The sequence below is a fragment of the Paenibacillus sp. VT-400 genome, assembly GCF_001029205.1.
Classification (GTDB): Bacteria; Bacillota; Bacilli; order Paenibacillales; family Paenibacillaceae; genus Paenibacillus; species Paenibacillus amylolyticus.
Map to the genome: position 1 here is coordinate 2,478,464 of NZ_LELF01000067.1, position 18,146 is coordinate 2,496,609.

16 protein-coding genes are annotated in these 18,146 nt (G+C 43.4%); 12 read left to right on the forward strand and 4 right to left on the reverse strand.

Going from position 1 to position 18,146, the window contains the following annotated elements; genetic code table 11:
* Window positions 1-31 precede the first annotated feature (31 nt).
* The 6 genes from EL84_RS21625 to EL84_RS21650 all read left to right on the forward strand — a co-directional run bounded on the left by EL84_RS21625 (window position 32) and on the right by EL84_RS21650 (window position 9,904).
* Window positions 32-4,489 carry a carbohydrate binding domain-containing protein gene (locus EL84_RS21625; RefSeq protein ID WP_047843054.1) on the forward strand — a complete coding sequence of 1,486 codons (4,458 nt, stop codon included), beginning with the start codon at window positions 32-34 and terminating at the stop codon, window positions 4,487-4,489.
* 399 nt (window positions 4,490-4,888) lie between these two features.
* Complete coding sequence (locus tag EL84_RS21630; protein WP_017688352.1) at window positions 4,889-6,187, forward strand: NCS2 family permease; 1,299 nt, start codon at window positions 4,889-4,891, stop codon at window positions 6,185-6,187.
* Window positions 6,188-6,351: 164 nt separating this feature from the next.
* Complete coding sequence (locus EL84_RS21635) at window positions 6,352-7,329, forward strand: alpha/beta hydrolase (protein ID WP_036615620.1); 978 nt, start codon at window positions 6,352-6,354, stop codon at window positions 7,327-7,329.
* A gap of 141 nt (window positions 7,330-7,470) precedes the next feature.
* The gene (locus EL84_RS21640; RefSeq protein ID WP_152683053.1) at window positions 7,471-8,238 is read left to right on the forward strand and encodes a MerR family transcriptional regulator; all 768 of its coding nucleotides are present in this window, start codon (window positions 7,471-7,473) and stop codon (window positions 8,236-8,238) included.
* A gap of 12 nt (window positions 8,239-8,250) precedes the next feature.
* Window positions 8,251-8,895 (forward strand): GNAT family N-acetyltransferase, encoded by a 645-nt coding sequence (locus tag EL84_RS21645; protein WP_047843056.1) that lies wholly within the window; start codon window positions 8,251-8,253, stop codon window positions 8,893-8,895.
* On the forward strand, window positions 8,888-9,904 hold the full coding sequence (locus EL84_RS21650) for an alpha/beta hydrolase family protein (RefSeq protein ID WP_047843057.1): 1,017 nt from the start codon (window positions 8,888-8,890) through the stop codon (window positions 9,902-9,904). Before EL84_RS21645 ends, EL84_RS21650 begins: the two co-directional genes overlap by 8 nt.
* A 106-nt stretch (window positions 9,905-10,010) precedes the next feature.
* Here EL84_RS21650 and EL84_RS21655 read toward each other — a convergent pair whose 3' ends face one another.
* Complete coding sequence (locus EL84_RS21655) at window positions 10,011-11,363, reverse strand: MATE family efflux transporter (RefSeq protein WP_036615611.1); 1,353 nt, start codon at window positions 11,361-11,363, stop codon at window positions 10,011-10,013.
* Between the two features lie 136 nt (window positions 11,364-11,499).
* Here EL84_RS21655 and EL84_RS21660 point away from each other — a divergent pair, with 136 nt between their 5' ends.
* Window positions 11,500-12,183: a TetR/AcrR family transcriptional regulator C-terminal domain-containing protein gene (locus tag EL84_RS21660; protein ID WP_036671320.1), complete on the forward strand. Its 684-nt coding sequence runs from the start codon at window positions 11,500-11,502 to the stop codon at window positions 12,181-12,183.
* Window positions 12,184-12,229: 46 nt separating this feature from the next.
* Here EL84_RS21660 and EL84_RS21665 read toward each other — a convergent pair whose 3' ends face one another.
* Entirely contained in the window at window positions 12,230-13,117 is an 888-nt protein-coding gene (locus EL84_RS21665) for a LysR family transcriptional regulator (RefSeq protein WP_047843058.1), read from the reverse strand.
* Window positions 13,118-13,274: 157 nt separating this feature from the next.
* On the opposite strand from EL84_RS21665, the gene EL84_RS32310 reads away from it, so the two are divergent.
* Window positions 13,275-13,439 carry a hypothetical protein gene (locus tag EL84_RS32310; RefSeq protein ID WP_200904535.1) on the forward strand — a complete coding sequence of 55 codons (165 nt, stop codon included), beginning with the start codon at window positions 13,275-13,277 and terminating at the stop codon, window positions 13,437-13,439.
* Window positions 13,429-14,607: an MFS transporter gene (locus tag EL84_RS21675; RefSeq protein WP_047843060.1), complete on the forward strand. Its 1,179-nt coding sequence runs from the start codon at window positions 13,429-13,431 to the stop codon at window positions 14,605-14,607. The genes EL84_RS32310 and EL84_RS21675 overlap by 11 nt, the downstream gene beginning before the upstream one ends.
* Window positions 14,608-14,636: 29 nt before the next feature.
* Here the strand turns inward: EL84_RS21675 and EL84_RS21680 are convergent, their stop codons facing one another.
* A complete protein-coding gene (locus tag EL84_RS21680; protein WP_047843061.1) occupies window positions 14,637-15,038 on the reverse strand; it encodes a VOC family protein in 402 nt (133 codons plus the stop codon).
* 200 nt (window positions 15,039-15,238) lie between these two features.
* Window positions 15,239-15,898 (reverse strand): helix-turn-helix transcriptional regulator, encoded by a 660-nt coding sequence (locus EL84_RS21685; protein ID WP_036671328.1) that lies wholly within the window; start codon window positions 15,896-15,898, stop codon window positions 15,239-15,241.
* A 166-nt stretch (window positions 15,899-16,064) separates the two neighbouring features.
* Between EL84_RS21685 and EL84_RS21690 the strand changes: the two genes are divergently transcribed.
* The 3 genes from EL84_RS21690 to EL84_RS21700 are packed head-to-tail and all read left to right on the forward strand — an operon-like array spanning window position 16,065 to window position 18,132.
* Window positions 16,065-17,423 carry an MFS transporter gene (locus EL84_RS21690; RefSeq protein ID WP_047843062.1) on the forward strand — a complete coding sequence of 453 codons (1,359 nt, stop codon included), beginning with the start codon at window positions 16,065-16,067 and terminating at the stop codon, window positions 17,421-17,423.
* A gap of 12 nt (window positions 17,424-17,435) precedes the next feature.
* Entirely contained in the window at window positions 17,436-17,783 is a 348-nt protein-coding gene (locus EL84_RS33130; protein ID WP_370511441.1) for a winged helix-turn-helix transcriptional regulator, read from the forward strand.
* Entirely contained in the window at window positions 17,773-18,132 is a 360-nt protein-coding gene (locus tag EL84_RS21700) for a HesB/IscA family protein (RefSeq protein ID WP_017688344.1), read from the forward strand. The genes EL84_RS33130 and EL84_RS21700 overlap by 11 nt, the downstream gene beginning before the upstream one ends.
* The last annotated feature ends 14 nt before the right edge of the window (window positions 18,133-18,146 follow it).

Consider the following 18,146-nt stretch of genomic DNA (forward strand, 5'->3'; position numbering starts at 1 on the left):
CAAGGATAACTGAGCTGAGGGAGGAAGAAGGATGAGAAAAGGACTGGCATGTATGGTGGCATGGAGTTTAATGGCTTCTCTCGTTTATCCAGCAACTGCTGGAGCAGAAAGTGTACAGGGTCAAGCGGAGGTGGGAAATGTGCAGGCGAAAAGCCTGCACTTCTCTGTTCCCTATACAGATCTGACCGGGCATTGGTCACAATCTGCAGTTACACGTTTGCAAGACTTGAATTTATTGAAAGGTTATACGGACGGTACGTTCAAGCCCAGTCAGGTCATTAGCCGAGCTGAATTCGTCATGATTCTGGATCGGGCCTTTGGTTTCACCGGTAATGCGGCGACTGGTTCATATGCGGATATGACTTCAGACGATTGGTACTATGACGTGATGGTACGAGCGAATGGTTCTGACATCATCGAAGGGACAGACCGTGAACATCTGTCACCACAACAACCGATTACACGCCAAGATGCAGCGGTTATGGTAGATCGAGCTTTTCAACTTTCAGCGGTTACAAATGAAGATAGTGAACAATTGAAATTTCAGGATGCAGATGATATTTCTAGTTATGCAAAGAAAGCGCTTACCTATCTGGTGAACGAAAATATTCTTAAAGGTTTCCAAGGCAAATTAAATCCCAAAGCCCCGATTACACGAGCGGAGACGGCAGAGTTACTGTCAGCGATGATTGCAGATGTAAAAAGCACTCCTGGAACATATGAGTCCCGGGTAGATGGCAACTTGATTATTAAATCGACGGATGTCACGTTAAAAAATATTGTTGTTAATGGAAATCTGCTGCTGGCAGAAGGCATAGGCGAGGGATCTGTTGTTCTTCAGGGCGTAACTGTTACAGGAAGTGTCATCATTAAAGGCGGAGGCAGTCATTCCATCAACATTAACAACTCCAAGCTGAAGCGAGTAGTCGTTGACAAACGTGGGGAACCCGTCAGAATTGCCATTACGGAAGAAAGCAACATTCAGGAGATGCATGTAAAGCAGAAATCCATTCTGGAGATCTCTTCAAACAGCCTGATTGATTCCATGAATATTCATGCAGAAGCGAGTCAGACTCGAATGGATACCAAAGGTACGATCCAAAAATTGAGTGTAGATGCCGATGATGTTGTGATCAACGGAGAGAAAGTAAAACAAGGATTGCGCACATCCATGGTGGGTGAAGCCCAACAACCTGCTTCATCGCAGCCTGGTGGTTCAACAAGTGTGACAAGTACACCCACACCATCTTCTCCAGACGGGCAATCACCGTCTACACCATCAACACCAAGCAATCCGGCTGGCGAAAAACCGGTTCCAGCAACAACGATTCCGCATGATCAATGGGAGCTGGTCTGGAATGATGAGTTTAACGGGCCTTCGATTGATTCTTCCAAATGGACCGTGCAGGATACAGGACTCGTTTATAACAATGAAATGCAATATTACAGCCCCGATAACACTCGCATTACAAAAGATCAGAATCGAAGCGTGTTGCAGATTGAAGCAAAAAAGGGTCCGAAAAACGGAAAGGATTACAGCTCTGGCAAACTGATCTCCATGGGAAAAGGAGACTGGACCTACGGTAAAGTAGTTGTACGTGCAAAGCTTCCGATTGAAAAAGGCATGTGGCCTGCCATATGGATGATGCCAACAGATGAAGCACATTATGGTGGATGGCCTGCCTCTGGTGAGATCGATATTATGGAGTTAATTGGTGGCAAAGAGAGTAATAACAAGGTATATAGCACATTGCATTATGACAGTGTGAAGCCTGACGGCTCCCATGGACATGATCAGGGAAGTCTTACTCTTCCGAAGGGAGAAACTTTCGCTGACGATTATCATGATTTCCAGGTGGAATGGTTGCCGGGTATGATTCGTTTCTATGTGGATGGAAAGTTGCATCATGAAGTGACCAACTGGCAAACGAAGGCCGCCGGCCAACCCGAGTATTATACGTTCCCTGCACCATTTGATCGTCCATTCTATCTGATTCTGAATCTGGCAGTTGGAGGAGACTGGCCGGGGGCACCTGAAAGCAACTTCACTTCTGAAAAGATGAATGTTGACTTTGTGCGAGTATATTCTTACAAAAATCTAGACACATGGCCTGATGTAACAACAAATCCCATCGAGCCTGCGCAACAGCGTGACCCACAAACCGATGGCAATCAAATCTACAATGATCATTTTGCGGAAGGGTCTGAAGACAATGGAGTGCCTCTTCAGTGGAAATTCATCACAAATGCTGATGGAGCTGGCAGTGTCAAAGTTGTAACGGATGAGCAGAAAGGGAAAGCAGCAGAAGTTACCATTGATGCATCGGGTACTGAAAACTACTCGGTTCAACTCACTCAGATGCCGATGTACATCAAGAAAAACAAAAAGTACAAGATACAATTTGATGCGAAAGCATCTGCTAACCGTACGATCATGTCCAAACTGAACCAATTCGAAAAAAGTTGGACCAATTATTCGGGTGATAACACCTTTGCACTCACGACAGATTGGCAATCCTATGACTATACCTTCAATATGCGGGATGGCACGGATAACAATGCCAGATTCGAATTTAATCTGGGGTTGGATGATACAACCGTTTGGTTTGCCAATGTCAGGCTGATCGAGGTGGGTGAAGCTGATCCGTTAACTGTCGAACGAAACGCGCTACCTGATGGCAACTTTATTTACAATGGCACATTCGATCAAGGCAAGGAGCGTCTGGGATTCTGGTCAAGTAGCATTCAGGACAGTGCGGCAGCCAATATAAGTGTAAATAACTTTTCGAAATTCCCAATTATGGAGCGTCAGCTGGTTGTTGATGTTACTCAAACGAATAATGACCCACAACAAGTTTCGGTGAACCAACCGGATTTGAAACTGGAAGCTAATACAACGTATGGTTTCTCCTTAGATGCCAAGGCAGACACACCGCGAAGTATCGACATTGATGTTGTCAGCAGTAATGGGCATACGGTACAGGTTCATCAAGGACAAAACCTCTCCTTGAACCAAGAAATGAAAACATTCACCGGAGAAATCATCATTGGAGATGGAGCATCAATCGCACAATCCGAGCTAAGACTGTTATTCGGCAGTTCTAAAGGTAAGGTATATGTGGACAATGTTCGTCTGACGAAACGCGGCAAACCTCTGTCAGTGAATGGCTACGCACATGTTCCTGCAACCGAAGCCTGGATGATGCAGGGCTTACAACTGGAGGACTCCGTAGAAGGAGGAAAACATGTCAGTTACATGGATCAGGGAGATCTGCTGCAATATAAAATCGATGTAGCTCACGACGGAGTATATGTTCTGTCTGCCCGAATGGCCAGTGGAAAAAGTGATTCCAAGGTTCAGTTCAGCATTCAGGATGAACAAGGTACAACCGTTGCACAATCAGACCTGAGTCTCGGAGACACGGGTGGATGGCAAGCATATCAAACGGTGTATTTTCCAGGGGTCAACTTGACAGCAGGCAAACCCTATTATGTGAATTTTGAAGGAGCAGATTATAATACACGTTGGGTGGATATTTCACAAAACAAAATTCAGAACAGTGAGCTAACAGCTGATCTGAATAATTGGGAGCTAACTCCTAATGATCTGACAGCCTCACATGACGAGGGCGCAGGATTAACGATTAAATTGCCTGGTACAAGTGAACATTGGTGGGATGCTTTGTTGCAACAAGGTCAGATCAAACTTGATGCAAACAAAACGTACCGACTTACCTTCGAGGGATCTGCTTCCAGTCCTAAATCCATGCAAGCGGTTCTTTCTCAGAATGCAGGGGATTTTGTGAAGTATTTTGAAGAAGAAGTGGAATTAACCGCAGATCAAAAGTCGTATAGTTATACCTTCACTATGGGGGATAGCTCCGATTCGGCAGCTATGCTTGCATTTGGATTAGGATATCCGCTATCTACAGGTGAACACTTGATTCACATCAATAACGTCCAGTTATATGAAGTTAATCCGAATGCAGATCAAGGTGGGCAGCCTGCTCATGTTAATCTTATTCCTAATGGAGACTTCACCAAAGGTAAGGAAGGTTGGTTTACCCATGCGGACGGTAATGCAGCGGACCTTGAGATGCAAGTTAGCAATCAACAGCTTCAAGCCAAAATTGGTCATGCAGGCCAGCATCCATGGGATCGTCAAGTTATGAATGAAGGATTTGGCATACAGCAAGGTTTTAAATATAAATTAACGTTTAAAGCCAAAGCGGAGAAGTCCAGGAAATTGGGTTTGGGGATTGGATGGGTCGATGCAGCTGCCAACTATGAATGGCATGGGTTCTTTGGGGCACGAGTTGATTTGACCCCAGAAGAACAGGAGTTCACGTTTACATTTGATGCAACAGAAGACAGCTATGCGAATACTCGAATTTCATTTGATCTGGGTAACATTGATGGTGAGCAAGATGGCAACACAACCGTCTCATTATCCGAGGTCAGCTTGATTAATCTGGGTCCTGCCAATTAGCTTCTGAATTCTCTATAATTTGTCTTATATGCTTGCCAAGAGACTGTCAGTGAACATTGCTGGCAGTCTTTTCTTCATATATCGCAGACATTGAGCGATACGTACTTACTCTATCCTAAAAACGAATGAACAAAAGAGATAATGTCTGTATAGTTCGTAAATAACTGTGAACAAATCGTTAATTCATTGACATTGCATGTAATTTTAATTAGAATACGAAATGGACTTCAGGTTGAAAACAGATATGAGTATCTTTATGTTTAGTTTAGAGCTTAGCTGTTGAATCTTTTAATCCTAACAACGAATATAGGAGCGACAATATTACAATCCTATATGAAGATTAGGATTTTTTGTTTTTAGCTTTGGAGTATAATTTGAAAGTTGGAGGCTGGCTTTACCATGGACAAATGGTTCAAACTTAAAGAACGAGGCACGACCATCCCCACAGAAATTATCGCAGGGGTTACAACATTTTTCACAATGGTATACATAGTTATCGTAAACCCAGGAATACTCAGCAGCACAGGCATGGACTTTAACGGAGTATTCATAGCAACGGTACTGGCAAGTATTGTGGGAACTCTGATTATGGGAATATGGTCCAATTATCCAATCGTCATTGCGCCGGGTATGGGCCTGAATGCATTCTTTGCCTATAGCGTAGTTGCCGGGTATGGCGTATCTTGGCAGGTTGCACTGGGAGCCGTATTTATAGCAGGGATTTTGTTTATTATTTTATCACTGACTTCATTCCGTTACATGTTGCTAGATGCAATTCCTGCTAGCTTAAAACATGCCATAACCGCAGGGATCGGATTGTTTATTACAACGGTAGGTTTGCAAAATGCCGGGATTATTGCCGATTCAGAATCGAATTTGATTACGATCGGAAACTTGGCTGAGCCGATGGCTTATCTGACCATTATCGGATTGATTATTACCGTTGTGCTGATGGCTTATAATGTGAAAGGTTACCTGTTCATCGGAATGGTGGTAACAGCGATACTTGCCTGGATCATGGGACTATTCCAAATGCCGGAATCGATTGTATCCATGCCGCAAGGCCTCGCGTCAACGGCTTTGCAACTGGATCTGGCAGGGGTATTCTCGAATGGTTTATATACAATCATATTTACCTTCTTGTTGATCACGCTGTTTGATACGACAGGCACGATGCTCGGCGTTGCTGAACAAGCAGGATTGCTTAAGGATGGTAAATTCCCACGCTCGCGTGGCGCATTATTGGCAGATGCCGTAGGAACAACCTCAGGTGCTTTGCTCGGAACAAGTCCAACATCGGCTTACATCGAATCCAGCACAGGGGTAGCTGCAGGAGGAAGAACGGGACTGACAGCGGTAACGGTAAGTGTGCTGCTTGCGCTGACCTTGTTCTTCACACCGATCGTAAGTGTAATATCAAGCATCCCGGCGATCACTTCTCCGGCACTGATCATTGTTGGATACTTTATGATTAACGTTATCAGCAAAATCAAATGGGATGATCTCGAAGAAGCATTTCCTGCCTTCCTGATTATCATTCTTACTCCATTGACGCATAGTATTGCAACAGGCATCGGCGTAGGTTTCATCTTTTATCCGGTACTCAAGCTGCTTCGTGGAAAAGGTAAAGATGTTCATCCAATCTTCTACATTTTTGCGGTATTGTTCTTCATTCAGCTTGTGTTCCTGGACCACTAAAACTGTCTTATCCTATGGAGAACTGCTCTCAACAAGCAGCTCTCTTTTTTTTGTAGTTCATACTCCGTTCATATTCCCGTCACGAAGGGGACATCTTTCATGGTTACACTATACCTATGTCGCAAGAGCGGCTCTACAGATATAAACGACAGGAGAAGATGGAAATGGCAGAAGCAGTGGATGTAACAACAACGGGGACTAAGGGCCGTAAAAAACGGTACTTATGGTTGAAAATAATAGGTGGTATTGTCGGCGCGCTGGTGCTGTTCATGGGCATCACGTTTGTCGTTCATACGATAAGTAATGGGGCAGAGAAAAAGAAAATCGAATCGTACGGCCAATATGTCAATGTTGATGGGAAAAATATGAATGTATCCATTCAAGGTAGCGGCGAACAAACCATCGTGTTACTTCCCGGACAAGGAACACCGTCACCAGTACTTGATTTCAAATTGTTAATCGATGAATTAACTTCCGATTACAAAGTTGTGGCGATTGAGCCTTTCGGTTATGGGTTAAGTGACCAAACCGAAACGGAGAGAACCACCGAGAATATTGTTAGTGAAATTCATGAAGCTGTACAGCAACTCGGTATAGATCGTTATATTCTGATGGGGCATTCCATCACGGGACTGTACGCGGCGACTTATGTGAACACGTATCCGGATGAAGTCTCTGCTTTTGTCGGGATCGATAGCAGTGTTCCGAATCAACCTGGCATGGATGTTAAATTACCTTTGAACTTAATGAAATTCTTTCAAAAATCAGGCTTAATGAGAGTACTCAATAAAGTGAGTGGTGATTCATATGCATCACTTGACTATGATGAACATACCAAAGAACAGATGAAGTTGATTTCGAATCAAGTCTCGACAAATCCGACATTAGTAAATGAGCTTAAACATCTGGGTTCCAATTTCAAAAATGGAGAAAAACTCACGTATCCTAGTGATCTGCCAGTGCTTCTCTTTGTTCAATCCAATAACGAGAAAAACCCGCAGTGGATTCCGCTACATGAAGCACAAGCCAAACAATCCGCGCAGGGCAAAATGATCCCAATGGAAGGTTCACATTACCTGCATCATACCAAATACAAAGAAATTGCCGAGGAATTCAAATCTTACATGAAACAAATCCAATAGGATGATTGATTAATAAACTGCGGTACCGAATCTGGTGCCGTGGTTTTTTGTTATCAGGAGAGGCTAAAATAAAGACTTGACCTTAGGTCAGACCTAAGGTTTATGCTTGTAATATGAAAAACAGCAAAGGTGGTGAATTGGTTGAGTGATGAAATTACGATTAGTGAGCTGGCAAAGCTGATGAAAGTCTCTGTACATCAAATTCGATACTTCGAAGAAAAAGGGGTGTTACACCCTGCTTATATAGCAGAAAACCAATACAGGATGTATGGGGTAGATGAAATTTACCGTCTATCTCATATTTTATTGCTTCGCAAAATGGGACTGTCTGTTCAAATGATCAAGGAATGTTTGAGTAACCTGACAACCGTTCAAATCACATCATTATTTCGCCAAGCGTTAGCAGACACGGAAGCAGCCATCACTCAGCTTCAGCAAACAAAGCACCTTATCAGCAAGTTGCTGCAGGAGAAAGATCATATTCCACGTGATGAGGATCAAGTGACTTATTATATTGATACTCGTGAGGAGATTCACTTATCCCTGTGGTTCCATATGGAAGCGCAAGAGTACTTGCAAGCAAGGCAACTGATCCAACTTAAAGAAAACATTCCCAATTTATTTGAAGCCGACATCCATTATGCGTACGATGAGACGGACACCGTAGGAATTTATACACAAAAGGAGGGAGCGAACGATTTAGTTTTGCCTAGAGGAAAATACCTTTCTCGTCATGTATATGTACAAATTGAAACTGAACTCAAAGAACATATCAACGAATTTTATGCTTACGCAGAAGATCAGGGCTATCCCTATCACGGTCCACTTATTATGGTAGAAAAATCTTATTTATCTTTATTCACACCAGAAAAGCTTCATTATGAGCTGTTGTTACAAATGATCGATTAGGGGAGGCACACAGTGACAACTTCCATTCAGATAGAACCCGTTTGTCCCCAGTTTCATCAAGCTGTTGCTGAACTCATGGCTTATGGTTTTGGACACAAATTTCAAAAGATCACTTCATTGTCCATAACTGATCTGGCTTACGTATTTGAACAGTTGCTCAATCATCCGCCCATAGAACAAAGTACTCTTCGAGTCATTGCACGTGAAAATGAGGAGATTGTTGGCACCATGTGCTTGAAATGGAAGGAAGCAGATAACAGAGCAGCAATAACAAGCGTTCGTGCCAATCCTCATTGGTGGAGCCACTGCAATAGAGTTGGCATGTGGAAACTGCTTCAGTTAATAACTGGTTTACATCTGCTGAAGCATACTCCTAAATTAGGCGAATGTTATGTGGAAGATCTGGTTGTACATCCACAGCACCAAGGCAAGGGAATTGGTACGCAGTTGCTTCAATGGGCACAGAAATATATGTTGCAATCCAAATCAATGTCATCTCTTAGCTTGCATGTGGCAAGTCAGAATCATCAAGCGATACAGTTATATGAACGCTATCAATTTCGCAAGCAGTATAGCACAAACAGCTTTCTGACCGGCCTGCTCTTAGGCGAAAACCAATGGCATTACATGATTTACAAAGGAGATAGTTATGTTTAATTGGAAAAAACGATACATCTCAGTTATTGTGGCAATCTTACTGATGGTTGGTGCAGGACTGTACATAGTCGATCAAAGTGATTTTGACATGGAGGAACAAACCATTGAAATTCAATCTCCACAGGGCAAGTTAACAGGTACGCTCACGTTACCCAGAAACCATTCAGGCAAGCTAGGTCTAGTACTGTTTATTCACGGTGACGGTCCGATAGACTCTACTCATGGTGAGGGATACAAACCGTTGTGGGAGCGACTGGCATCGATCGGGTATGCATCCTTGTCGCTAGATAAACGGGGAATCGGGGGTTCAGAGGGAAACTGGCTAGATCAAAGCATGGATGATCGTGTTGTGGAGGCACAGCAAGCTATTGCATGGGCGAAAGAACAATCCATCATTGATGATTCCAGAATAGGCGTATGGGGTGCCAGCCAAGCAGGCTGGGTGATTCCTAAGCTTGCTGGGAAAGAACATCTCGCCTTCAGTATCTTGGTATCACCAGCGATAAACTGGTTGGAACAGGGAGAATACAACACACGCAGCCAAATGGCGAAAGATGGTTATTCCACGGAGGAGATTCAAAATCAGGTCGATTATGAAAACCAGATTAAAGAGATTTTAAAGAAACATGGCACATATGAAGAGTACACCAAGATTGCTCGAGAGCATGATCTGATTTCCAAAGAACGCTGGAACTTCATAAAGAAAAATTTTGCTTCAGATGCCACGGCGGATTTGCATCATTTCAAAACCCCGGTACTCCTTCTGCTTGGAGAAGATGATGTGAATGTGGACATTGTTGATACAGAGCAAGCATACCGTAAAGGAATTCAGCCATCTTCCTTGCTCCATGTGAAAATCTTCTCTAATACAGAACATTCGATGTTACCAACCTCTATTGCAGGCTCGGAATGGAAACAATCACTACGATTTCTGTTTGCTCCGAGAAGCATTACAGTGGATGGGTATATGGATGAAATAGAACATATGTTGACCGCTTTTTCCTTATAACAGAGGGTTTACGATCTCTTCGTATCACCAGATAATTGTCATTTCGAAATGAAAGAGCAGGGTCAGGGAGCGCCCTTATCCTGCCTTTTTGCGTGTTATACGTTAACTACTGTGCCAAATGTTCCAGATCCGGCTGCAATTTGGTCCGCAAAACATATAACATGATGGCCCCAACTAGGAACGCCACGGCATCCGCAATAACGAGCGACCAGATCACTCCATGAAAGCCATTCATTTGATTAGCGATATACAATATAGGAATTAGTGTAATCCCTTGAATGATGGACATAACAAACGCGGCGGTTCCTTGGGCTGTTGCTTGGAAGATCCCCATAAACAAAGAAGTCATTCCTGTAATAAACAAGGATAAGAAGGTTACATGCAGAATGTAGCTACCCATTTCAATTAATTGCGGGTCAGTCGTAAATAAACCAATCAAGTGGTCAGAGATTAGATAAACGATAACACCAAACAGGACGGCTAAGCCCAAAATAGCTTTGATCGTGAATCCAATCGTTTGTTTCATGCGTAATTTGTTCGCTGTGAATGAGAAGGCAATCAACGGCACAACTCCCTCGCACAAGCCCATCAGAATAAACTCAGGAAATTGCAATAAACGTGATGAGATTCCATACCCCGCAACGGCCTGATCCCCATATTCGACAAGAAAAAGGTTAAGAATAAGCGACATTGCACCCAAGAAGACACTCATAACAAAGACGGGAACACCGATTTTGAACACATTGCTCAGGATGTCCTTCGTAACCTTGAACCATTTTAGGGAGACGGTCAAGAATTGACTCTTATAACTCATATGGTAAGCGTAAAATGCACTCGCAACCAAGTTGGAGATGACGGTAGCAGATGCAACGCCAATCACGCCCCAATGGAAGACAAAAATGAATAGTGCATCGAGGATAATATTTATAACAACACTGAGAATCATACCGGTCATAGAAGTCATTGCTGAACCTTCTGAGCGCACGATATTCTCCAGGGTGAAGAATAAGATGACAAAGGGTGAACCCATAAGCATAATCGTGACATACTCTTTCGTAAATCCGAAGGACTCTGGCGTTGCCCCCAGCCCATGAACGATTGGTTCAATCAGCGGGAGCCCAACAGCCATCACAATAATTCCGAGAACTAAACTGCTGTAAAAGGCAAATGAAGATACATGCTTCAGATCATCTACTTTTTTCTCTCCCAGCAAACGGGAGATGAATGTGCCGCTGCCTATACCAATTAAATTACCAAGGGCCATGATAACCGCGAATAAAGGTAAAGTTAATGCGAGTGCGGTTAACATTGCCGTATTACCCAGTGTGCCAAGGAAATAGGCATTCAAGATGGAGTAAATAACACTCATTGACGTGCCTAGCATCATTGGGACAGCAAAGTGAGCTACGGCTTTGGCGATTGGTGCTTTTTCGAAGTAATGGAGGTTTTCTGCATCCATGTGGGTCACTACTTTCTTCGTTAATATTGATCTAATCTAACACCGTTAGATTGAACCTTACAGTGTTAGATGGTATCATGAACTTATGAACCTGTAAAGCATAAACTTACACTGTTAGATAAAAGGGCGGATACTGATGAAAAAACAACAGCCTCAGATTTCGGAAGATAAGATTTTGGAAATTTCGTGGGAGCTTCTCGGGGAAGAGGGCATCGAGAAATTCAGCATGAGACGCTTGGCAGACAAGTTGGGGATTCAGGCTCCATCTCTATACTGGTACTTCAAGAGCAAGCAGACGCTCTACCAGCGTCTGGCCAACCAGATATCGAAAATTATTCTTGACGAGTTTCATACTGAAGGGGACTGGAAGGAGCAGATGGAGGGGCTTGCGGTGACGGTACGGAGTGTGCTCAGCAGATACCCGTGCTCCACACAGCTCATGATGATGACGTTGCCCCATGAACCGGACATGATCCGCTTCACCAACCGCATGTTGCTCTGCATGGAATCAACACCATTAGAGCAAGAGCAGAAATTACAAGCCGTTCTTACACTGGTCAACTATGTATTCTATTTCGTACTGGACGATTATCAGCATCAGCGCAATATATCAGCCGTTATTAAGGACCAGGAAGCACTTCAGGGTGAAGAGATGATACATCTTCTGGATTCTATGAGTGAGAAGGAAGCTGGACTTTTCAGCAGGATGTACAAGAATGGTCTGTTTGAGGTGATGGGAACCGACGGAGCTTTCGAGTTCGGATTGAAGCTTATTTTGCTCGGGATTGAACAAGTCATAAAGAAACCCACCGAGAATTAAACTCCGGTGGGTTTCTTCTTGTACTCACGTTAATCCCTTTATCAGTCTAAAATTTAGCCTGAATTTCTTTTAAAAACAAATCCGCAGCAGTCGAAAAGACCTGATGTTTTTTCCAAACGATATTTAAGCCAGATTCAAGTCTTGGCTCTAGAGGTCTGAAACAAAGATCGCTTTCACTGGACGTATTCACTATTTTATCTAGTGTTAATGCATAACCAATGCCTTCTTCAACCATAATGGCAGCATTATATGCAAGATTGTATGTAGTAACGACGTTTAATTTGTCAAAATCTTCGCCAAACCAATCCGCAAACTCATTTTTTGAAAATGTCTGCTTCATTGACTGTCGTGAACAGATCAGTGGAACATTTAATAAGTCTGTAGATCGAATCGTATCTTTGGAGGCGAGTGGACTTTCTTTTCTCATGACCACTCCCCAAACATCCTTGTCGGAGAAATTGATATAGTTATATTTGGAAACATCCGCTGGCTGGATTAGAATACCGAAATCAAGGAGTCCCTTGTCAAGCCGCTCAGTTACATCATCTTCGTTGCCGCTGTATAGGTGATAGCGTATATTGGAATATTTATTCTGAACTTCTTTTGCCACTCTTGCAATCTGTTTCATGGCTTCCGTTTCTCCACCGCCTATATAAATATCTCCACTTATGGTTTCTTCCATTGATTCAAATTCTGCCTCTAATTTATCGACCATACCCACAATTTCTTCAGCCCTATTTCTTAAAAGCATACCTTCATCTGTGAGAACAATACTGTAACTACTGCGAATAAATAATTTCTTTCCCAACTCTTGCTCGAGGTCTTTCAATTGTCTGGACAAGGTGGGCTGCGTAACATGCAAGAAATCAGCAGCGCGTGTAATACTTCCTTCTCTGGCGACTGTAAGAAAATAACGCAATACTCTAATCTCCATCGTAACTCCTCCTTTATCCCTGATATTCTACAATAAGCCTTACAGAAATGCCTTTCAAGCATAACTTGTTATAAGATATGAGTATTTGCTATGTGGTGTATAAACGCTAAACTAAAAAGCAAGGCAACTGGAGAAGAAATTGAAAGGAATGAATGATATGGATAAGACAAAAGTATGGTTTATCAATGGCGCTGGTCGAGTTATGGGCACAACTATTGCTAAGGCTGCTTTAACTGCTGATGCAGAGCAGAAAATGGCCAACCTTCAGACAGAGATCAATGCTTACCGGGATCTCTCTAAATCCATGGCATATGACAACTAAACGAAATCACCTGCTTGTATTCATTCTGACCTTTGGTGTATTCAGTATTTTAAATACGGAGATGGGCGTCATCGGAATCTTGCCTTTGATTGCAGACCATTATGAGGTCAGTATCTCAACCGCTGGTTTGATCGTGAGTCTTTTTGCGCTTGCGGTTGCTATATCTGGCCCCATTTTGCCCTTATTATTTTCGGGCATGAACCGCAAGCATGTCATGTTGTTTGTACTTGGCATTTTTATTGTAGGCAGCCTGGTCTCCGCCATCACATCAAACTTTACGGTATTGGTCATTGCACGTGTCGTTCCGGCTTTTTTCCATCCGGTCTATTGCTCATTGGCATTTACGGTCGCAGCGGCGTCAGTCCCCAAGGAAGAAGCGCCTAAGGCAGTCGCTAAAGTATTTGTAGGCGTGTCGGCAGGCATGGTACTTGGAGTACCCCTTTCGAGCTTGATTGCCACCAGCACATCGTTGTTCTATGCGATGTTGTTCTTTGCCGCCGTAACGATCGTTGCATTTGTAGCAACACTTCTTTTTGTGCCCTCAATGCCAGTTACGAAAAGAATCTCTATGGGTACTCATCTGTATGTATTGAGAAGATCCGTGATGTGGCTATCCATTGCTGGCGTGATTTTCATGAACGGAGCTGTATTTGGGGTCTATAGTTACCTTGCCGAGTTTCTGAAAACCGTGACAAGATATGACTGGAACACCGTCAGTGTGTTGTTATTTCTATATGGCTTGGCCAATATGGTTGGGAACATGATAGCAGGGAAACTGCTCGCTAATTTCCCTTTAAGAACGATCAAGATGTATCCCATTGCATTAATAACGGTATACATCTTGTTGTTCACCTTCGGACAATTCAGTGTGCCAACAGCCTTCCTTATTTTCATTTGGGGGATCATAGGAGGCATAGGGGGCAATATCACTCAATATTGGGTGGTATCGGCAGCACCAGAGGCACCCGAACTGTCGAATGGGATCTTTCTAACCTCTTCCAACCTGGGAACAACACTTGGTGCTAGTGTATGTGGACTAATCGTAACTGGAATAAGTACACAATATATTGTAGTTGGAGGAATCGTGTTCCTTATCTTTAGTATCGTAACGAATTACTTCAGAATCTCCATGACTAGCCGATTCGAGGGTTCCAAAATTGGAGGATAAGAGGCGGACGTAGTGATAGGCGTTATACATTACCGTTTCGGCATTTTGCTCTCATCCATATACAACAGGTTCCAGCGGTGACCGTCCAGGTCGGCAAATCCTGCGCCGTACATCCAGCCGTCTGTTTCACCCGGCTTGCCAAAGATGGTTCCTCCAGCTAACTCGACTTTTTTAATAAAAGCATCAACTTCTTCTCTGCTGTCAGCACCAATGGAAAATATCACTTCTGCGCTATGGGAAGTATCTGCGGTTTTGGCACCTGTAAATTTCTCGAACGTTGCATACGGAAACAGGAGAATCGTTGTTGAGCCTATGACAAGCTGAGCTCTCTCATTGCCAACATTCTCCCCATGGAATCCAATCTCATTGAAAAAGGTAGTGGATTGCACAACATCTTTCACCGGCAGGTTCATCCAGATTTTTTGTGACATGGCAGTAGCCTCCTAGAGTATATTTTCGACACTCTTACTATACTCTACCTCAATTCAAAATTACATAATCGGGTACATACGATTATGAAAGCGTTAGAAATAACCGGTATAATGAAGGATGATTTAGAGAAATCCGAATCGTTCTAATCAGTTCAAAATCCAAACCAAAAGAGCAATCTCCAATGAGGTTGCTCTTTTGGTCATGGCTTATTATGCCTAACGGTGTATACGCAGTTTCTTCCTCCGGCTAGAATGTATTCTCCCCGTTCAATATGAACATTATCGCCTAGAACTGTTTTGAATAAATGTAACTCATTCTTGCATAACCCGGTACATACCGCGGCCGCTTCACAGATCGGACAATGCTTCTCAATGAATAGGAGACTGCCATCATCCTGCTCCTTAACCTCGGCCATATAACCTTCATTCGTACGAATTTCGGCCAATTTCTCCAATCTCTCTCTAACTCCTGATGAATCGCCAAGATGCTGAAGATATTGTTCTTGCATATTTTTATTTCGAACATCCAGCAGCTTGTCCAGCCCTTCAGTACCAAAAGCCTCTTTCATCGAATTGATGAGGCTGACGGATAGATCCGAATATCCACTTGGAAAAAAACGATTAGCCGCGGGAGTTAATATCCATAACTTGGTGGGACGACCCATGGGACGGGCCTCTTCCACAGTGGTGACCAATCCTTCTCCTTTTAGCGCATTCAGATGTTGACGAATAGCCATTCCGGATAACGAAAACTGAGAGGAGAGAGTGACAACATCCATTCCCCCGCGCTCTTTTAACAGATTAATAATTGCTCTCCGGGTACTGGTCGAGACATCCTTTTTAGTTTGATTTCCGCTCATGGTGCACCTCCTTGTGACGCAACTGAGTCTACATGACTAATTACATTTTAAACAAAAATGTTGACAAAGTCAAAGCCGGACTGTAGCTTAGACATTATAAACAAAAATGTTTACTAAGTATCCGGATACGATGTATACATACCAATTTTCTTGGAGGTCACATTTCATGTCGTCTAATCATCAAAGTATTTTCAGTCCGCGTTATTTTGCACTAACCATAGGGATTATTTTATCAGTGATGGCCGTTGGATTCGAAGGTCTATCCGTCACCACCATTGCTCCTTCGATTGCTGGAGACTTGAACGGCCTTAGCCTGTTCGGATGGATATTCAGTACCTATCTGCTTGCGCAGATTATCGGAACGCTGGTCGTCGGTCGGATCATTGATAAAAGAGGACCTGCAACACCGTTCACTTTTGCACTTCTGTTATTTATCGTAGGGCTGATCGCTGCCGCAACCGCAGGCGACATGTATACCATGATAGGATCACGGGCTCTACAGGGTTTGGGTGCCGGAGCTATGATGACTTGTGTGTATACAGCTATATCGTTAAGTTACCCGGATGAGTTGCGTGCCAAAATTCTTGGAGCATTTGGTACTGCCTATGTTCTTCCGTCCATGCTCGGTCCATATGTAGCAGGAGTTATCGCAGATCAGTGGTCCTGGCGCTTTGTTTTCTGGGGGATCTTACCTGTGCTGGTGGTTTCAGCATTGCTTAGTTTACCTGCCTTTAGGAAATTGAAAGTGCAGAAGACGGGAGGGGATAGCGGATCTTCATCCACTTGGATGGCGTTACTCTTAACGTTGGGTACAGGGATTTTCCTGGTTGGTCTAAGTAAGCTTCCGAGCATTATGGGATTTGTTTTAGTCATAATTGGCTTCGTATTGATGATATTTCCTCTCCGTAAATTGCTACCGAAGGGAACACTTACGTTGCGCAGAGGAATGCCAGCTATTTTGGCAACACGTGGATTGTTCTTCGCTGCCTATACTAGTACACAGAATTTCCTGGTATTGGCTCTAATCGATGTGAAAGGAATTACACCTTCTCAGGCCGGATTAATTGTGGCGAGTGCTGCATTAAGTTGGTGTATCATTGCGTATCTGCAAGGACGGTGGGATGCGGCAGATCAGGGCAGTGGACGTCATATGAGAATTATTCTTGGCGTATTGTTACTTGCCATAGGGATTGCCATCGTATTTTGGGTACCTGTTGTGACCGTTACCATTGCAGTTATTGGTCAGATCATTGCAGGAGTTGGTATTGGATTGGCGCATCCAATTAGTGGTGTTGTCGCATTTTCCCAAACGGGGGAAGAAGGCGTGGGCCAAACCTCGGCAAATCTGCAATTTGCAGATTCTTTTACACCTGGTGTAGTGATCGGCATTGGTGGTTCCATTCTTGTCGTGTGTCAGGCTGGCGGTATGTCACTTCAATCCGGCTTAATTGTAGCCATGGGTTTCCATCTCTTGTTGATCGTCACGAGTATCATTGCCAGCACTCGGATCTCACCACGAAGATGAATAAGGAAGTGGGTGTACAGACCATTGCTCACTGAGGATCCGAATAAACTATTTACAGCTTATCGCATCATCGGAACGAAATGGACGATCCATATTTTATGTGCTCTGTCTCAAGGCCCGAAGAGATTCGGTGAAATATTTGATAACATTCCTTCCATTTCCGAAATGATCCTCTCCAGACGTTTAAAGGGTCTTCAACATGATCATTTGGTCAAAAGAACAATACGGACACGCCCTACACAAATTATTTATGAACTTACGCCAAAAGGAGCTGCTCTTGCAGCATTCATACCCTGTCTAATGGACTGGGATACCAAATTTCAAAATGATACCACCGGGAGGAATAAAGATGATCATTGAGGTCAGTGATACAGCATCGGACAAAATCGTTGAGATCTTATCAAGTGCGGATATCCAAAATGCCTTTCTTAGAGTAGGCGTTGATGAAGGGGGATGCAGTGGTTTATCTTATACCCTTATCGTGGATGAACAGCAGGCAGAAGAAGACATTGTGTTAAATAAAAAGCAATTTAAGATATTGGTTCACGCAAATAGTATTCCATATATTGATGGTCTTGAGATTGACTATGAAGAGAGCGGAATGTTAGGCGGATTCACCATGAATAATCCAAATGCCAAAGTTTCGTGTGGATGCGGGGCCAGTTTCAGAATGGCCAATTATCGTGGCGAAGTGAAAAAATGTGACTGAACTGAAGGAAGGAG

Bases quoted from the DNA above. Each gene is read 5' to 3' on its own strand.
- EL84_RS21625 (WP_047843054.1), top strand. From the start codon at position 32: ATGAGAAAAGGACTGGCATGTATGGTGGCATGGAGTTTAATGGCTTCT.
- EL84_RS21630 (WP_017688352.1), top strand. From the start codon at position 4,889: ATGGACAAATGGTTCAAACTTAAAGAACGAGGCACGACCATCCCCACA.
- EL84_RS21635 (WP_036615620.1), top strand. From the start codon at position 6,352: ATGGCAGAAGCAGTGGATGTAACAACAACGGGGACTAAGGGCCGTAAA.
- EL84_RS21650 (WP_047843057.1), top strand. From the start codon at position 8,888: ATGTTTAATTGGAAAAAACGATACATCTCAGTTATTGTGGCAATCTTA.
- EL84_RS21655 (WP_036615611.1), bottom strand. From the start codon at position 11,363: ATGGATGCAGAAAACCTCCATTACTTCGAAAAAGCACCAATCGCCAAA.
- EL84_RS21660 (WP_036671320.1), top strand. From the start codon at position 11,500: ATGAAAAAACAACAGCCTCAGATTTCGGAAGATAAGATTTTGGAAATT.
- EL84_RS21665 (WP_047843058.1), bottom strand. From the start codon at position 13,117: ATGGAGATTAGAGTATTGCGTTATTTTCTTACAGTCGCCAGAGAAGGA.
- EL84_RS32310 (WP_200904535.1), top strand. From the start codon at position 13,275: ATGGATAAGACAAAAGTATGGTTTATCAATGGCGCTGGTCGAGTTATG.
- EL84_RS21675 (WP_047843060.1), top strand. From the start codon at position 13,429: ATGACAACTAAACGAAATCACCTGCTTGTATTCATTCTGACCTTTGGT.
- EL84_RS21680 (WP_047843061.1), bottom strand. From the start codon at position 15,038: ATGTCACAAAAAATCTGGATGAACCTGCCGGTGAAAGATGTTGTGCAA.
- EL84_RS21685 (WP_036671328.1), bottom strand. From the start codon at position 15,898: ATGAGCGGAAATCAAACTAAAAAGGATGTCTCGACCAGTACCCGGAGA.
- EL84_RS21690 (WP_047843062.1), top strand. From the start codon at position 16,065: ATGTCGTCTAATCATCAAAGTATTTTCAGTCCGCGTTATTTTGCACTA.
- EL84_RS21700 (WP_017688344.1), top strand. From the start codon at position 17,773: ATGATCATTGAGGTCAGTGATACAGCATCGGACAAAATCGTTGAGATC.